The 14,698-nt window shown below is 45.0% G+C and carries 18 protein-coding genes; 7 read left to right on the top strand and 11 right to left on the bottom strand.

Features of this window, described 5'->3' with window-relative positions; translation table 11 throughout:
- Positions 1-366 precede the first annotated feature (366 nt).
- The 4 genes from rocF to AMS66_RS01190 all read right to left on the bottom strand — a co-directional run bounded on the left by rocF (position 367) and on the right by AMS66_RS01190 (position 3,369).
- On the bottom strand, positions 367-1,335 hold the full coding sequence (rocF, locus tag AMS66_RS01205; RefSeq protein WP_082350511.1) for an arginase: 969 nt from the start codon (positions 1,333-1,335) through the stop codon (positions 367-369).
- A 50-nt stretch (positions 1,336-1,385) separates the two neighbouring features.
- Positions 1,386-2,579, bottom strand: a complete 1,194-nt coding sequence (locus AMS66_RS01200; RefSeq protein WP_053779091.1) for an ornithine--oxo-acid transaminase — start codon at positions 2,577-2,579, stop codon at positions 1,386-1,388.
- A gap of 177 nt (positions 2,580-2,756) precedes the next feature.
- Positions 2,757-2,984, bottom strand: coding sequence for a hypothetical protein (locus tag AMS66_RS33320; protein WP_236703058.1), 228 nt, complete (start codon positions 2,982-2,984; stop codon positions 2,757-2,759).
- A gap of 61 nt (positions 2,985-3,045) precedes the next feature.
- Positions 3,046-3,369, bottom strand: a complete 324-nt coding sequence (locus tag AMS66_RS01190) for a type 2 periplasmic-binding domain-containing protein (RefSeq protein ID WP_053779086.1) — start codon at positions 3,367-3,369, stop codon at positions 3,046-3,048.
- Positions 3,370-3,547: 178 nt separating this feature from the next.
- On the opposite strand from AMS66_RS01190, the gene AMS66_RS01185 reads away from it, so the two are divergent.
- Positions 3,548-4,192 (top strand): GntR family transcriptional regulator, encoded by a 645-nt coding sequence (locus AMS66_RS01185; protein WP_053779085.1) that lies wholly within the window; start codon positions 3,548-3,550, stop codon positions 4,190-4,192.
- A gap of 178 nt (positions 4,193-4,370) precedes the next feature.
- On the opposite strand, the gene AMS66_RS01180 is transcribed toward AMS66_RS01185, so the two are convergent.
- Positions 4,371-5,111 (bottom strand): class I SAM-dependent methyltransferase, encoded by a 741-nt coding sequence (locus tag AMS66_RS01180; RefSeq protein ID WP_053779084.1) that lies wholly within the window; start codon positions 5,109-5,111, stop codon positions 4,371-4,373.
- A gap of 164 nt (positions 5,112-5,275) precedes the next feature.
- Between AMS66_RS01180 and AMS66_RS01175 the strand changes: the two genes are divergently transcribed.
- On the top strand, positions 5,276-5,635 hold the full coding sequence (locus tag AMS66_RS01175; RefSeq protein ID WP_053779083.1) for a hypothetical protein: 360 nt from the start codon (positions 5,276-5,278) through the stop codon (positions 5,633-5,635).
- Between the two features lie 352 nt (positions 5,636-5,987).
- Here AMS66_RS01175 and AMS66_RS01170 read toward each other — a convergent pair whose 3' ends face one another.
- From AMS66_RS01170 to AMS66_RS01155, 4 genes are all read right to left on the bottom strand, one after another.
- Positions 5,988-6,215 (bottom strand): cold-shock protein, encoded by a 228-nt coding sequence (locus AMS66_RS01170; protein WP_017691121.1) that lies wholly within the window; start codon positions 6,213-6,215, stop codon positions 5,988-5,990.
- Between the two features lie 188 nt (positions 6,216-6,403).
- Positions 6,404-6,604: a cold-shock protein gene (locus AMS66_RS01165; RefSeq protein ID WP_024633772.1), complete on the bottom strand. Its 201-nt coding sequence runs from the start codon at positions 6,602-6,604 to the stop codon at positions 6,404-6,406.
- 389 nt (positions 6,605-6,993) lie between these two features.
- Complete coding sequence (locus AMS66_RS01160) at positions 6,994-7,230, bottom strand: DUF6953 family protein (protein ID WP_053779082.1); 237 nt, start codon at positions 7,228-7,230, stop codon at positions 6,994-6,996.
- Between the two features lie 142 nt (positions 7,231-7,372).
- The gene (locus AMS66_RS01155) at positions 7,373-8,158 is read right to left on the bottom strand and encodes a CPBP family intramembrane glutamic endopeptidase (RefSeq protein WP_053779081.1); all 786 of its coding nucleotides are present in this window, start codon (positions 8,156-8,158) and stop codon (positions 7,373-7,375) included.
- 287 nt (positions 8,159-8,445) lie between these two features.
- Here AMS66_RS01155 and AMS66_RS01150 point away from each other — a divergent pair, with 287 nt between their 5' ends.
- Complete coding sequence (locus tag AMS66_RS01150; RefSeq protein ID WP_053779080.1) at positions 8,446-9,117, top strand: phosphatase PAP2 family protein; 672 nt, start codon at positions 8,446-8,448, stop codon at positions 9,115-9,117.
- A 143-nt stretch (positions 9,118-9,260) separates the two neighbouring features.
- On the opposite strand, the gene AMS66_RS01145 is transcribed toward AMS66_RS01150, so the two are convergent.
- On the bottom strand, positions 9,261-10,040 hold the full coding sequence (locus tag AMS66_RS01145; RefSeq protein WP_053779079.1) for a helix-turn-helix transcriptional regulator: 780 nt from the start codon (positions 10,038-10,040) through the stop codon (positions 9,261-9,263).
- A gap of 112 nt (positions 10,041-10,152) precedes the next feature.
- On the opposite strand from AMS66_RS01145, the gene pyk reads away from it, so the two are divergent.
- Positions 10,153-11,568, top strand: a complete 1,416-nt coding sequence (gene pyk, locus AMS66_RS01140) for a pyruvate kinase (RefSeq protein WP_053779078.1) — start codon at positions 10,153-10,155, stop codon at positions 11,566-11,568.
- Positions 11,569-11,760: 192 nt separating this feature from the next.
- On the opposite strand, the gene AMS66_RS01135 is transcribed toward pyk, so the two are convergent.
- A complete protein-coding gene (locus tag AMS66_RS01135; protein WP_053779077.1) occupies positions 11,761-12,210 on the bottom strand; it encodes an SRPBCC family protein in 450 nt (149 codons plus the stop codon).
- 255 nt (positions 12,211-12,465) lie between these two features.
- Between AMS66_RS01135 and AMS66_RS01130 the strand changes: the two genes are divergently transcribed.
- Genes AMS66_RS01130 through AMS66_RS01120 form a run of 3 tightly spaced genes read left to right on the top strand, consistent with a single transcriptional unit; the run spans position 12,466 to position 14,579 of the window.
- The gene (locus tag AMS66_RS01130; RefSeq protein ID WP_053779076.1) at positions 12,466-13,203 is read left to right on the top strand and encodes a WecB/TagA/CpsF family glycosyltransferase; all 738 of its coding nucleotides are present in this window, start codon (positions 12,466-12,468) and stop codon (positions 13,201-13,203) included.
- Between the two features lie 42 nt (positions 13,204-13,245).
- The gene (locus tag AMS66_RS01125) at positions 13,246-13,773 is read left to right on the top strand and encodes an AAA family ATPase (protein WP_053779090.1); all 528 of its coding nucleotides are present in this window, start codon (positions 13,246-13,248) and stop codon (positions 13,771-13,773) included.
- Complete coding sequence (locus AMS66_RS01120; protein WP_053779075.1) at positions 13,770-14,579, top strand: AraC family transcriptional regulator; 810 nt, start codon at positions 13,770-13,772, stop codon at positions 14,577-14,579. The genes AMS66_RS01125 and AMS66_RS01120 overlap by 4 nt, the downstream gene beginning before the upstream one ends.
- The last annotated feature ends 119 nt before the right edge of the window (positions 14,580-14,698 follow it).

Below are 14,698 nucleotides of genomic sequence, written 5' to 3'. Positions count from 1 at the left end.
TTCGGAACGCAAGCTTTATTTTCAATAATGTTTATAACTCATTCTCGATCAGCTAATCTAGAATCTCTTTCTTCTATAGTAGGGGCTCCTCGTATAAATACTGAACGCCCCTCATGGAAACAGAACACCTCACTTAACCAATAACCAAACATTACTCTATAAAGTCGGCTTCACCCTCCATCTGTTCAAGAGTCAAGAAGGCACCCAGCAACTATAGCCAGGGAAGTCACCCCTACCCATCTTCAACCTTTTGAAGATCGTATGGATGAAACCGGCCCTGGCTCTTATATAACCTCAACTTAATATGATCAGACCTTACCTTCTATATAAGCTCGAATCCATCCACACACGAAATAGCTACCGTCACTATAAGATCCGTTTACCCAGCATTGAAGCAATCAACTCTACACCGAGGCGGGCCGTATGCCTGTTCTGATCAAACAACGGGTTAACCTCCACCAGATCCATGGACGTGACTCGGTTAGTCGAAGCAAGCAGCTCCAGTGCGAAATGAGCTTCACGGTAATTTAATCCCCCTGGTACCGGCGTACCCACACCCGGAGCCTCACGAGGATCAAGACAATCCATATCAAAGCTAATATGAATACCATCCGTCCCTTCCCCGACTACAGCCAGCGCTTGTTCAACAACCTGTTGTATCCCTATCCGGTCAATATCGTGCATCGTAAAGCTTTTGATGCCAAGTGCCCGGATTTGTTCCTTCTCATATACGTCCAGATCACGCAAGCCAATGTAGACCAGATTGGAAGGATCAACGAACGGCCCCGCACCAGGAATATGAGACAAGTTAAATGCAGAATGCCCCAAAGCAGCAGCTACACTCATCCCGTGCATATTTCCAGAAAGACTACGCTCTTCTGTGTTCAAATCCGCATGGGCATCAAACCAGATCACACCCAGATTGGAATAATGTGCTGACAACCCGGCGAGAGAGCCTATGGCTACACTGTGATCCCCACCCAGAACAAGTGGAAAAGAACCTCCTGCTATCGCACCAGACACTTCATTGCATACTCTCTCGCTCACCTGGCTAACTTCAGATAAATATTTCACACGATTGCGTTCAATCGGAGCAACAGACTCTGAGGGGCAATCTACACGGATCTCTTTTGATACATTCAACCCAAGGCTTGCAATTTCACGTTTCAATCCTGCTGTAATCAGTTCATCCGGACCTAACTCAGCGCCACCTCGTGCCCCGCCTAATCCAAAGGGAACCTTAATGATGGCAACATCATGGTGACGCAAAAGCAATTGGCTTGTTTCATTAGAAGCATTCAGCGTTCCTGCAGATTCCATATCATTGTTTCCCATGTAGGTCAGCTCCTTCGCTGCTTATATGAAGTAATGAAAGAAAGGTTTATTCAGTCACCCAGCACCTGAGCAATTCGTTCCAGCGCCCAGTCGATCTCAGCCTCCGTGATGGTCAGTGGCGGCGCAAAACGGATCGTTGTCTCATGAGTTTCTTTACAAAGCAGTCCAACAGACATTAATTTCTCACAATATGGACGTGCAGGTACATGCAGATCAACACCGATGAACAACCCTCTACCACGAATTTCACGCACAGCCGAACTGTGAATCCCCTGAAGCTGTTTCATAAAATAGTTCCCCAAACGCTCTGAGCGCTCTGCAAGCTTCTCTTCTTCCAGAACTTCCAATGCTGCGACAGCCACGGCACAAGCGAGTGGATTCCCCCCAAATGTGGAGCCATGAGAACCAGGTTCAAACAAATCCAGTATTTCTGCATTAGCAGCAATAGCCGAGATGGGCATCACTCCCCCACCCAGCGCTTTACCCATAATCCAGATATCCGGCTCAATCCCCTCCCAATCAGAGGCAAAACGGCGTCCTGTTCTTCCGAATCCAGTCTGAATTTCATCCGCCACAATCAGCACCCGATGCTGTTTACATAGCGTAAAGGCTTCAGCAAGATATCCTTCAGGCGGAATAACAATACCGGCTTCCCCCTGAATAGGTTCCACAAGAAAAGCGGCCGTGTACGGTGTGATCGCCAGCTTCAGCGCTTCAATGTCACCATAAGGAATGATTTTGAATCCGGGTGTGAACGGTCCGAAGTCTTTTTTGTACTCTTCTGAAGATGAGAAAGAGGTGACGGTCAGTGTTCTTCCATGAAAGTTGCCTGAGCATACGATGATTTCAGCTTGGTTTTCCGGTACACCTTTGCAGCGATACGCCCATCTTCGTACTGCTTTCACGGCTGTTTCAACCGCTTCAGCTCCCGTGTTCATGGCAAGAATTTTGGCTTTACCTGTAAATTGCGAGAGCTTCTGATAAAAAAGTGATGCCGCACTGCTGTGAAATGCCCGTGATGTTAATGTTACCCGATCCGCCTGATCCTTCAGCGCCTGAATGATTGCTGGATGTCTGTGCCCATGATTCAATGCCGAATATGCACTTAACATATCCATATAACGGCGACCTTCCGGGTCTTCAACCCATACTCCCTCCGCCTGCTCTATGACGATAGGGAGCGGATGATAATTAGGTGCAGCATAACGTTCCGACCAATCCATTAACATTTTCGAATCTGACATATACTCCCAGCACCTCTCTTTTATTATATTGTATACAAAATACAATATCAATGTATGCTTCGCCACGACCATTTACGACTCCTGCTTACTTTTTCCGCTATCACCTAATTTAACGTTATCGGGATATTGAAAGCCTGCGTTCCAGCCAGGTAAGCAGGTTGGCCAACGTAAATGTGATCACAAAATAGAGGGCAGCAGCAACAAGGGGGGCAAGCGACTGGAAGGCGCCCCCCCTTGAACAGCTCTGGCTGTATAGTTAATCTCAGCAATCCCTATCATGGAAACAAGCGAGGAATCTTTAATGATAAAAATGAATTCATTGCCGATAGCCGGAAAAGTAGTGCCACCATGACTCCCAGCAATGTACGAAACAGCAAAAAAAAAAAAAAAAATGGAAAGCTCCAACGTTACCCACGCGCCACGCACATAATCCTGCCAATGTTGCGATAGAAAGGAGAAATCTAAATCACGGCATATCCCTACTCGCCCGGTTTACGCCTAACATCTCATTCGCTTCAACGACGAAGCGTTCGATGTCTCCACCCATTTTGAGCTTCTCCAGCGTACTGTTGATCTGATCAACGAGTTCCTGATTGCCTTTTTTAACAGCGATTGCCACTCCCCCTTCATCCTCTGCCTGTTCAATCTTCACGTATGCAACAACCAGTCCCTCCTGATTCTTTACATGCTGCTGTGCAACTGGCTTCTCCAGAATAAGCGCATCTACCCGCCCAGTCTGCAATTCGAGAATTAATTCGGGAATTATGGCACTGTTTGCCCGACAAATCATCCAGTGAGGCCAACGCGTCTCCTTCGTCAGCTCTAACGAGTACAGCTTAAGTTTGCTTGCCCAACTCCCCCCTCGGTGTTAAGATGATAAAAACTTGAAACTCCCGAACGGCGCACCATTACAGGGCTTAGACCCTCACACATCCAATCATCACTATATAAAGAAGGGGGGATTCGGTATGGAGGCACCCAAATACCGGTCCTTGAAAGATCACGTTTACGATTACATTGCACAGAAAATTCAGGACGGGACATTGCTCCCCAATCAGAAGATTAATGAAGCGGAGATATGCAAAAAGCTGGACATCAGCCGCACACCTACTCGGGAAGCCTTATTCCAGCTCGCTTCTGACAATCTTCTGCAATATATCCCACGCAGGGGATTTATCGTTACTCCTTTTGATGCTGGCAAAAAACTCGAGTTCTCTCAGGCCATTGGTGCGCTTGAGGCACTTGCTGCTACGCTTGCAGCAGAGCACCTCAAACCGTCAGAGCTCCTGGAGATGGAGGCCCTTGTTGCACGAATGGATGAAGATATTACCCAGCTTGATCTGGCTGCTTACAGTAAAAATCAATATCAATTCCATAACCTGTACATCCAGCGCTGCGGCAACGCCACTGTCATCGAGATGTTAAACACATTAAAAAACAGCTTTATTCGCCAGTCGTATGTTAGCGACAACAAGGCGAGGCTATCCAGTGTGCTTAATGAAGTAAATGAAGAACACCGCCAAATCTTAAGCGCTTTTCGAGCCAAGGATAAACCACAACTGGAAGCCCTGCTGAAGCACCACTGGCGCATTATCGACAACGATATGTTGTAATGGATTGACCCAAGTCTTGATTGAACGTATCTTCACACTCACTGTATTGGATACAGAGTCCGAGAACAAAGAAAAAGCAATCCACTTTCGAGTGGGTTGCTTTTTTAGATGCCAGGTTTGGCATCAACCAACATTTTCAAATCCGTTAATGGAGCACTCTCTCTGCAAACAGGCAACCCTACTCTTTCTGTTTACTACCCTTATCCATTGATGTCTTTGCTTCAAAAACCGCATAACCCAGTCTTTTGCCATATCTCGCAAGCAAACGATCATTAGTGCGACCCATACGCTGTACATGCTCATCCTCAAACAAACTCATATCCATCTCCCGATGAGGATCATGATCCACGCCCCACTTTCCCATGGAACGGGATTGTTCGTTGACCAAGACTCCAATAAATCCACTCTGTCTGAGACGTTTCTTCCATGCGGTCATGGTTGCCAGTGTCCTTATTCCGTAAAATTGTTTCAGCCTACGGCTCATCACCTCTGTTTTCCTTCCGGATAACACCATCTCCCGATCAATAAAGAGACCACCCGGCTTCAATACTCTCTTATATTCCGCAAGAGCACTTCGCCACTGGGTGAAAATAGTGACGGATTCTACAAATACCACATCAAAATAATGATCCGCAAAAGGTAAGGATTTCACATCCGCCTGAATAAAACGAATATCCAAGCGCTCCCGCCTTGCGCGCCGCACCGCTTTCTCCAACATCTGCCGATTAAGATCAACCGCAGTTACCCGATAACCGTTTCGAGCCAAATAACAAGCCGTCCTCCCTGTACCACATCCCACCTCCAGCACCTTACTATGCGCAGGCAGAGACAGCGTATCCAACAGCTGCATCGTTGCTGTAAACCCTCCCGGATGGGCACTCCCTTCTCCAAGCCGGGCTAGCAAATCATGATAATCCATGACATCCCCTCCCTTTTCACTCCCTCCAGTGTATGGAGCAGATACAAAAAAGGCTCCTCCCCATCTAATTTCCGGGTACTCGTCCATACCAATCGGTCTTCTTTTTACTATGATATACAAACCGTTGATTTCAAGCGGCAACCGCACTATTGAGGGGGATATGCATGTACAGAATTAACCGGGTATGCGAAGAGACGGTGTCTCCGCACATTGGACGTTCCGTTTGTCTCGTTATGAACGACGGTAAGCATATGTATGGTACGCTTGGTCAATGCCGTGATGGCAAAGTTTATTTGGACGGATGTTTCGAAGGACCACGGCTGTGTTCAGTCAAATCCAAACAGCAAATTTTAAGTAGCGGCAAAAAAAACGCAGTTGCAGCAAAGAAAGTTAAATCCTCGGCTTACGGATATGGAGGATACGGTGGAGGATACGGTAGAGGTTTCGGGGGTCACCGCTCTGGAGCAGGGATTGAGCTGGCTCTGGTAGCAACGCTGTTCCTGCTTCCATTCCTGTTCATCTAAACTCTCCAGACAAACGTAAGTATCAAGTACGTGTATGACAAAAAGCAAAGGACCTTCTCGCTACATGCGATGAGGTTCTTTGCTTTTATTTTGTATATCGCAGCTTAAAATTTCTTCTGCAACCACTGCTTCAGGTTGTATAAACTTAAGATTACGTACCGGAAAAATCCCTAGATTAAATAAATACATTATATATTTCCATTTAATTATCCGAAATATTGGAGAAAACGGCATAAAAAAAGGCATTCGCCAAAACGAATGCCGGGAACTTCATATTTAATACCCTTACCTTTGTACAAGATGTCAGGTTCAACTTAAAAAAAAACACCTCGTTAGAGGCGGGTAAGCTATGTTAAATCCGATTTCCTTTAGGCATCGTTTTCAGATTACTATTCGAATTTTCAAGCAATGGCAGCATCCTGGTCGTGCTAACCATCTCAGAAGCACATATCGGACAAGTAGGTACGTTATCAAACGCAAAATTGTCCCGCATCCATCCTTTGCACGTATCACTCGTACATTCCCAGATTGCCGCATCCGCTTGTGGAATCTCTTCCAACGGTTTTTTGCGATTATACATGACTTCTACCCCCTTTGTTATGGAAAACATCTAATCCGACGTTATTTCACAGAAGCCACTACTTAGCGGAAGTTTCGTCCCGTAAGGACTTCTATCTCGACAACTATTGGGCCGACTTTCATTATAACTGCTCAAAAAAAAGAAGCTGCCTTTACCATTATAACATGTTAAAGGCAGCTATGCTTTAATTACAGTTTTACAACTTCTTCTGCTTGAGGACCACGGTTTCCTTGTACAATTTTAAATTGCACGCGTTGACCTTCGTCCAGCGTTTTGAAGCCTTCGCCTGTAATAGCGCTGAAGTGTACGAATACATCTTCTCCGCCTTCAACTTCGATGAAACCGAAGCCTTTATCAGCGTTGAACCATTTTACTGTTCCGTTTTGCATGTGAATTACACCTCCAAATAAAGATTAACATGTTCCTTTGTTCTTTGCAGCAAGCAAATAAAAATTCACACATTGAAAAAGGTACCAGTCATAACCTATAAGTGATCGCCCTTTACAATATGTGAATTAGGTTTTCCACTCTCTACAACTTGTTTTTATTATAACTCCGTTTCCACCAAAAAGCAAATCTTTGTATTTTCTTTTCAAACAGCTTTGGAAATACATGTTATTCACGCGCGCTGGAACAGGGTTTGGTGCTTGCCCTGCCGCTTATTCGGCCTTATGAAAGGATATGCAGATCCGAACCAACTTATACATTTTCTTTAAAATATTTTGACATACATATCCAATACGTCCATGAAAGCTTCAACGAATAACTTGATAACACACTAGGTCCATGCCCACATAAAAGCATCTCGATCCCATGCAATCTGCCCACCATGTAGCTTGCGGAACGTTTTCTTCACTTCTTTAGATAAAGAAGTATTTCCATTCTCATTCACAAATACAAATTCTTCCCCAAAATTGGACTTTACATATTCAATTGCAGCTTCCTGATGAAGCGTACCGGTGAATTTAATCTCCTGTACCATCCATTCAGCCACGGCCTGTGCTGTCTTTTCCACAATATCACCTATTTATCTATCCATTGTACGGGTGGACGGACTTCCGATTATGAACAAGCCTGTCGTACCGCCAGACTGAAGTATACCACGATCCCATGGCTGGCGGTAAACAGAGTTATACAGCAACTGTATCCCGACCCTTTTAATGAACCACCGAACTCCCCGAAGTACTACCCTCTGAAGAAGATGACTTTGTTCGAACGCTAAACGTCAGCCACACGCAATAAGCTACCAACACAATCAATATGAAGATATCGTAGGGAAATGTTCCGGCATCTTGCCGATCATTACCAAGAAATTGAATCAAATTATGTATGAAATGAAATAGGATAAGCGGTACGATATTTCCGTTTTTCAACATTAACAGCGCGAGCGCTGCTCCAAGCAGCAGTGCATAGATCAGTTGGAGAATCGTATCTGCCATACTCTGACCGGATAATGCATTCATGATATGTGTAATTGAAAATAAAACACTTGAAGTGACAACTGCCGCAACCGCACTCTTACGAAGCAAAGTTTTGAAAATAAGTCCACGATAAATGGTTTCCTCCACAAAGGCGACAAGCAAGGTGAAAAAGATAAAAAAGACGACCTTGGACAAGGTTAATTCTGTAAATCCTTTCAGCGCAAGAGTACCCAGTACAAGGAGTAGCGGAATATAATACTTTGCATGACTTGCCGGGACGGTTCTTAAGGAGCGAAATCCTGTCTCTCTCCATTTGCGGCGCAGGGTGAGATAAATAATGAGCACGAGGGCAATTGGAGTAAACGACATCAATACTGGTGATGTGTAGTCCAGTTGCTTCACGGTAGCAACCGCTCCTGCCGCGAATACCGCCAGCAAGAGAAGCAGTTCAATAACGACTACCGTCAGCACGGGTCTGCGCGCGGAGAAGGATTCGTTTTGCCTGGAATGGGGGGTCTTCATGGATTGTAACAGCCTCATTTCGTTTTTATTCGTTGTCACATGAACTTATTGACAATTTAGTTGTATCATATCTAACGGATATTGGGGTATCCTTTTTTGGATAAAACTATAAAAGTAACAAAAAAGAGAATTCCTTTTACAGCTTTTACCTTACAATCAGGTATGGCTCAAGTACTAATCTGTCCATTATAGTAGTAATAGAATGAATCGCTGCAGGGGTACGCTACATCTGCAACGTCATATATATGGAGAGTTAAGATGAAGAAGAACGAAATCAGGGGGATACTATGAAAGCATTATTTTTGCGCTGGGGACATTTGCTGGCAATCTTATGTATACCGCTTCAAGGTTCCATTTATGTTTTGTTGGGCAGTAGCACCGGAAGTGATGTCTTCTACAATTATGCCTGGATTGATACACAAATTCCTTTTATCAAAGAATTTATTTATCCTTATGTCAGTTGGATGCCGATTCTGTATCTTGGATTTCTCTATTTGGGTCTAACGAACAAATCGCTATTCTGGCGTATGCTAATTACCTATAACGTAGGAGTGATCGCAGCCAACGTCGTTTTTGCGGTCTTCCCTACTTACGTACCACGACCGGAAGTTATCGGAACAGGTCTGAGCAGTGCACTTGTACAATTTATCTATACCAATGATGCTCCATTCAACTGTTTTCCAAGCATCCACTGTCTCACAAGTTATCTGCTCTTCATTATCATTAATCGCCACTTGAACTTCAAACCACTGGCGCGGATCTCCTGGTCTGTGTGGCTGTGGCTCATCATTGCTTCGACGGTGTTTGTGAAGCAGCATTCGCTGCTGGATGTAGCAGGCGGGATTCTCTTCGCGGAAGCAGCGTACTGGGCTGTGCATGTATTCGCGGTTCGCGCAGGTTTGGCAAGCAAAAAAACAAAGCAGCCACTCACGGCTACCAATACAAGCAGCAACGCTTAGTATACAATTTATATTGCAATGGCAGGAGTCATTCGACTGTCATGAAACCAAAAAGAGGGCCGAGGCCCTCTTTTTTTGCGTAATTTACGTTGAATCTTATAATGAGAGAACCTTTCAAGGAGCGAACCTGGCAACCCTGTCTTTCATACAATGGGCGGACGTTCATGGAGCAAATCAGATGGAGGGCTTCCCATTATACGCTTGAATATCCGGTAAAAATAAGACAAATCACGGTAACCGAGAAATTCTGCAATTTCCTGAATGGAGAGCTGTGACTCGGTAAGCAAATACACCGCCCTTTTCATCCGTTGATCATGAACATATTGGCTGATCGTCTGATTCGTCATGCTTTTAAATAACGCGGCTGCGTAATTGGGGGTTTTACCGATCTCGTCCCCCAGCTCTTCTTTCGTAACTTTCTCCCGGTAATGCCGCTCAATGTATCGCTTCATCCGCTCCGCATGAACATGCCTCTCTGGTGGAATAACCCCACGGTCCAGTTCCCTATTTATATAAATTAGCACTTCCATCAATAAGGCTTGGCTCATCATGACATAATAAGACGGACGTTCCTGCCATTGTTGTTGGATGGCTTTCATGCGTTCATGAATCAGTTCATAACATCCGGGCTTATGTCGCAAGGCCTCACTCCGTTCCAGCGCGGGCAAACCTTGTGCATGATCCCCCTGTAATTGAACAACAATTTGCGTGTGGGTTACGGTTGGAATGCTTTTGCCGTAATACGGAATGCCAGCGGGAATTAGCAGCAGCTCACCCTTCTCCATGATCTGCTTGTCTCCGTTCACCCAATATACACATTTCCCATAAGTAACCAAGCTTAATCGCCAAGTTGCCTGTGACTGTACCGCTTCTTCGTACCAACCGACACCATTAATGTGTCGTACTTCTAATGGAGTGACCATAACACACCTCATTATTGGACTATATTCTAATCATTGTACTATAGTTCATACCCTGATTCGACAGAAAACGCTACAATACACATATAAGCAAACATATGAGGAGGAAAATAGCATGTTGAAAACAAAAATTATTTGTACTATGGGACCTGCTTGTGACTCAATCGAATTGTTAAAAGTAATGATTCAGGAAGGGATGACTGTTGCCCGTCTGAACATGGCTCACGGTGAGCTGGAAGATCACGTTGCGCGGATTAACAATATCCGCAAAGCGGCTAGCGAATTGAACACGTACGTACCAATCATGATGGATATCAAAGGACCGGAAGTTCGTATCGGTAAACTGAAAGAAGCATCTTGCCATCTGCAAGCGGGTAAAGAGCTTATCCTGACTACCGAAGAAATTCTCGGTGACGCTGAACGCATCTCGGTAAACTATCCGGAATTGAACCTCGTTGTAAAACCTGGAGATCGCATCCTGATTGATGATGGTTTGGTGGATCTGACTGTACTCTCCGTGGAAGGATCAGATATTCACTGTAAGATCATCAGCGGCGGCATTCTGAAACCACGTAAAGGGGTTAACTTGCCAGGAATCAAAACGACTTTGCCAGGTGTAACGGAACGTGACGTTATGCACATCGGATTCGGGATCGAAAACGATATCGAAATCATCGCTGCTTCCTTTGTTCGTAAAGGCGACGACATTCGTGAAATTCGCAGTATCCTTAAAGAACGCGGCGTAGATCATGTACAAATTATCTCCAAAATCGAAAACCAGGAAGGCATGACCAACCTGAACGATATTATTGAAGCATCTGACGGTATCATGGTAGCTCGTGGAGATCTCGGGGTTGAAGTACCGATCGAAGACGTACCCATGATGCAAAAAGAAATGATCGATAAATGTAACCGTGCAGGTAAACCGGTTATCGTCGCAACACACATGCTGGAATCCATGCAAGTGAATCCACGTCCAACCCGTTCCGAAGTTAGTGACGTAGCTAACGCTGTCCTTCAAGGCGCAGACGTTGTTATGTTGTCTGGTGAATCGGCAGCAGGTAAATACCCGGTACAATCCGTACGCACGATGGCTGCCGTTGCTCGCCGTGCTGAAACGATGATTGATTACAAAGAACAATTCAACCAAAAATCCGCTCAACAAGTAGCTGACATTACCGAAGTTATCAGTCAGGGAGCAGTTAGTTCTTCCCTCGTCTTGAATGCCAAAGCGATCATCACTTCTACTGAGAGTGGATTTACAGCGCGCATGATCTCCAAATATCGTCCGAAAGCACCGATCATCGCGGTTACACAGCATGAAGAAGTACTCGCGAAAATCTGCTTGCTCTCCGGTGTCATTCCGGTTATGGGCGACAAAGTAACAACAACAGATGAAATGTTCGAATCGGCTACACGCAATGCAATCAAAACCGGTTATATCGAAAAAGGGGACATCATCGTATTGTCCGCTGGCGTACCAATTGGTCAATCCGGTAACACCAACTTAATCAAAGTTCAACAAGTATAATTCAACAGATAGAATTGCATATATCGTTGAAAATACAAAAAACCACCAGAGCAGAAATGCATCTCGGTGGTTTTTTCTTGTGCAATTCATTTTATCATCCAACAATCGATTAAGAAAAAACGCCTTATCAGTGCTTTTTCATATTGCTATGATGTTATATTTATATATTCTCTCGGTTCGTTATCGGAACCTTTACCAGCCAAAATTCAGCGTTTTGCCCGTCTCTACCCATGTCTTGATACTGCTCAATATCATCCACCAGTTACTCTGTGCGTTCGCAAAGGATGGATGGTTGTCCGTAAATTGGTCATTGATCAATGTTAACTTCGTACATTCCCCTACTGTCTCCAGTTGGAACACTACTCTGGATTGAAGCTCAGCGTGATTGGCGTGATAGGAAGGTCCGGGATGTTCAAGGTAACTTAATAGGGATAAAGGTTCGAATTCCAGAATATCGCCGTACACATGAACCGTCTCTGCACCATCATTCCCAGGTCCTACATAGGCGAACGGCTGACCCGGTTGGAAATTGGAACGAAGTTCACTGCCAAAAAAGCTGCTCCGTGTACCGTCCGGAGAGATCAGGGCATTCCACACATCTTCCTGTCCAGCATTAATATAGAACTCATATTTCAATTCCATGAACTCACTCCCTTTATGTGTTGTATTGAAGGAACTGACACTTGCTTGCAACACTATCCTACCGTTATACCCCAAACGGCGTATTGTAAAAACGCGACAACAGCGAAAATAAACGATTTAAGATGCCATGAAAAATTGATAATCCGCACTTTTCGTCCGGTATATTTTTATGTTTTCATGCTAAAATGGAATGAAATAACAGGAAATGTATACAGGTTGGGGACGGATAGTTAACATCCAGAAAGGAACCGAAATATGAACCAAACAACAAATATTATGGGAATCCCTTTTCCAAATATAACTATGAATCAGACGGTTACGATTCTTGGTGATGTAGTAGATCAAAGACAATCTGCACTATTCCATGTCATCACAGGCAATCCGGAAATCGTCATGTCCTGCCAGAAGGACCAGGCGCTTCGCTCAATCGTGGATCAGGCAGGCATTTTGACCGCTGACGGTGCGGGCATTGTTATGGTATCCCGCTTTCGGGGTGGACAATTGACCGAACGGGTAACAGGCTGTGACCTGCTTTTTCGTTTGTTGGAGGAAGGAAGCCAGAAGAATTGGTCCTTTTATATGCTCGGGGCAGAAGAAAGTGTCAATAAGCGGGCTGTGGAGGTTATTGCGCAAAACTATCCGGGAGTCGTTGTTCGTGGCAGACAACATGGATTTTTCACAACGGACGAGGAGCAAAGCATTGTAGAAGAGATTCACGAGGTTCAACCTGATTTTCTTATTGTGGCTCTAGGAGCACCCAATGCCGAACACTGGATCAACAAATATCGCCATCAACTAAATGCTCGTGTAGCCATCGGAGTCGGGGGAAGCCTGGATATTCTGGCCGGCAAAACCAAACGAGCACCTGCGATATGGCAGAAGCTTAACTTGGAATGGCTTTATCGATTGCTCAGCCAGCCTTCCAGATGGCGCAGACAACTCATTTTGCCACGTTTCGCTGTTCGTGCGTTGCTGTTCAGGGAGCAAAGGTAAATAACAAAGGGGACTGGTGACGGAATGATCGGTGAAAAATCCATGATCAAACTCAGGCCAAACAAAATACATATTATCGGCTCAGTCGGCAGTGGCAAGTCTACACTGGCCCGCCATTTATCCACGAGGCTAGACCTTCCTTATTACGAGCTCGACAACATTGTGTGGCACCGTGTACCTCAAGGACAGGATATTCGCAATAGCCCGGAGACACGGGACACACTCTTGCAAAAAGCCGTGCATTCCAATCAGTGGATTATTGAAGGAGTACACTATGAATGGGTAGCAAAAAGTTTCGAAAAGGCTGATCTTATCGTTTATTTGAATACACCCGTGTGGAAAAGGAATGTGCGCATTCTCAAACGTTTCACAGTACAGAAGCTCGGGCTGGAACAAGGGAATTACAGACAGACTTTCACCATGCTCTGGCGGATGTATAAATGGAGCTATCAGCATGACCGGAAGGAAAAAGCGCTAATCATGGCGTTTTTGCAGCCTCACCAACATAAATTGTGCATTGTTCGTAACGAAGCAGAATTGACGAGATACCTGGAGGAATCGACAAAATGAAACATGCGGATCATGCTGCCAGACCCAGTATGGGTCTTCTGAATCTGGATGAGGGCGACAAGAGATATCGCCTGACACGATATGCCCCTTCCGAAGCATTGAGTTCTTTGGTCAAGCATTTCTGGATCGTCTCCTGGGATCTTACCGGGCATGATCCTTATTCTCAGCATGTGGTTCCAAATCCCTGTGTCAATCTGGTGGTAGAGCGGGGAAATACCTTTTTCTTCGGTCCATCCCGACAGAAGTTCTCCTATCTCGTCCGTGGAAAAGGAAGCGTCTTTGGGGTTAAGTTTAAGCCTGGCGGCTTCTATCCATTCATTCGTAATTCCGTCTCCACATTGTATGAAAACCCCTTGGATATCTCTGGTGTGCTTGATGTCGATGCTCCACAACTCGAAGACCGCCTGCTCGGGGACGGAAGTGATGCGGACAAAGTCAGTTATATGGATCAGCTTATCTGTAAACACCTCCCTCCTCCTGATGATCAAGCCATTCTGGTCAGCCAGATCGTGTTGTATATTGAGCAACATCGGGATATGTTGAGAGTCGATGATTTATCTACCTCCTGGAAAATGCACACAAGAAAGCTCCAGCGCCTGTTCAATCAGTATGTGGGCATCAGCCCCAAAATGGTGATCAAACTCTACCGCCTGCAAAATGCTGCTGAGCTGATGGAGCAGGGTGTGGATTGCGATTTGGTTAAGTTGTCCCAGGACCTTGGATATCACGATCAGTCGCATTTTATCAAAGATTTCAAGTCCATTATCGGCAGCACACCTGAAAATTACGTCCATTCCAGAAGATAAACTGAGATGGATTACCGGTTTACACAATTAATTTGTGTAAAATTAAATTTATACTTTCAGTTCGGATGGCAAACATTTATACTGAGTAGGACAAGTAAATAAATGACATATAAGAAAGC

This window comes from Paenibacillus xylanivorans (genome assembly GCF_001280595.1).
GTDB classification, from domain to species: Bacteria; Bacillota; Bacilli; order Paenibacillales; family Paenibacillaceae; genus Paenibacillus; species Paenibacillus xylanivorans.
The sequence above is the reverse complement of the archived record's forward strand: the minus strand, read 5'-3'. Positions and strand labels throughout refer to the sequence as shown.

Excerpts from the sequence above, each read along its gene's own strand:
- AMS66_RS01135 (WP_053779077.1), bottom strand. The coding sequence starts at position 12,210 with ATGGAATTGAAATATGAGTTCTATATTAATGCTGGACAGGAAGATGTG.
- rocF (WP_082350511.1), bottom strand. The coding sequence starts at position 1,335 with ATGGGAAACAATGATATGGAATCTGCAGGAACGCTGAATGCTTCTAAT.
- AMS66_RS01165 (WP_024633772.1), bottom strand. The coding sequence starts at position 6,604 with ATGCAAAACGGAACAGTAAAATGGTTCAACGCTGATAAAGGCTTCGGT.
- AMS66_RS01125 (WP_053779090.1), top strand. The coding sequence starts at position 13,246 with ATGATCAAACTCAGGCCAAACAAAATACATATTATCGGCTCAGTCGGC.
- AMS66_RS01185 (WP_053779085.1), top strand. The coding sequence starts at position 3,548 with ATGGAGGCACCCAAATACCGGTCCTTGAAAGATCACGTTTACGATTAC.
- AMS66_RS01120 (WP_053779075.1), top strand. The coding sequence starts at position 13,770 with ATGAAACATGCGGATCATGCTGCCAGACCCAGTATGGGTCTTCTGAAT.
- AMS66_RS01150 (WP_053779080.1), top strand. The coding sequence starts at position 8,446 with ATGAAAGCATTATTTTTGCGCTGGGGACATTTGCTGGCAATCTTATGT.
- AMS66_RS01155 (WP_053779081.1), bottom strand. The coding sequence starts at position 8,158 with ATGAAGACCCCCCATTCCAGGCAAAACGAATCCTTCTCCGCGCGCAGA.
- AMS66_RS01130 (WP_053779076.1), top strand. The coding sequence starts at position 12,466 with ATGAACCAAACAACAAATATTATGGGAATCCCTTTTCCAAATATAACT.
- AMS66_RS01180 (WP_053779084.1), bottom strand. The coding sequence starts at position 5,111 with ATGGATTATCATGATTTGCTAGCCCGGCTTGGAGAAGGGAGTGCCCAT.
- pyk (WP_053779078.1), top strand. The coding sequence starts at position 10,153 with ATGTTGAAAACAAAAATTATTTGTACTATGGGACCTGCTTGTGACTCA.
- AMS66_RS01145 (WP_053779079.1), bottom strand. The coding sequence starts at position 10,040 with ATGGTCACTCCATTAGAAGTACGACACATTAATGGTGTCGGTTGGTAC.
- AMS66_RS01190 (WP_053779086.1), bottom strand. The coding sequence starts at position 3,369 with ATGATTTGTCGGGCAAACAGTGCCATAATTCCCGAATTAATTCTCGAA.
- AMS66_RS01170 (WP_017691121.1), bottom strand. The coding sequence starts at position 6,215 with ATGTATAATCGCAAAAAACCGTTGGAAGAGATTCCACAAGCGGATGCG.
- AMS66_RS01175 (WP_053779083.1), top strand. The coding sequence starts at position 5,276 with ATGTACAGAATTAACCGGGTATGCGAAGAGACGGTGTCTCCGCACATT.
- AMS66_RS01200 (WP_053779091.1), bottom strand. The coding sequence starts at position 2,579 with ATGTCAGATTCGAAAATGTTAATGGATTGGTCGGAACGTTATGCTGCA.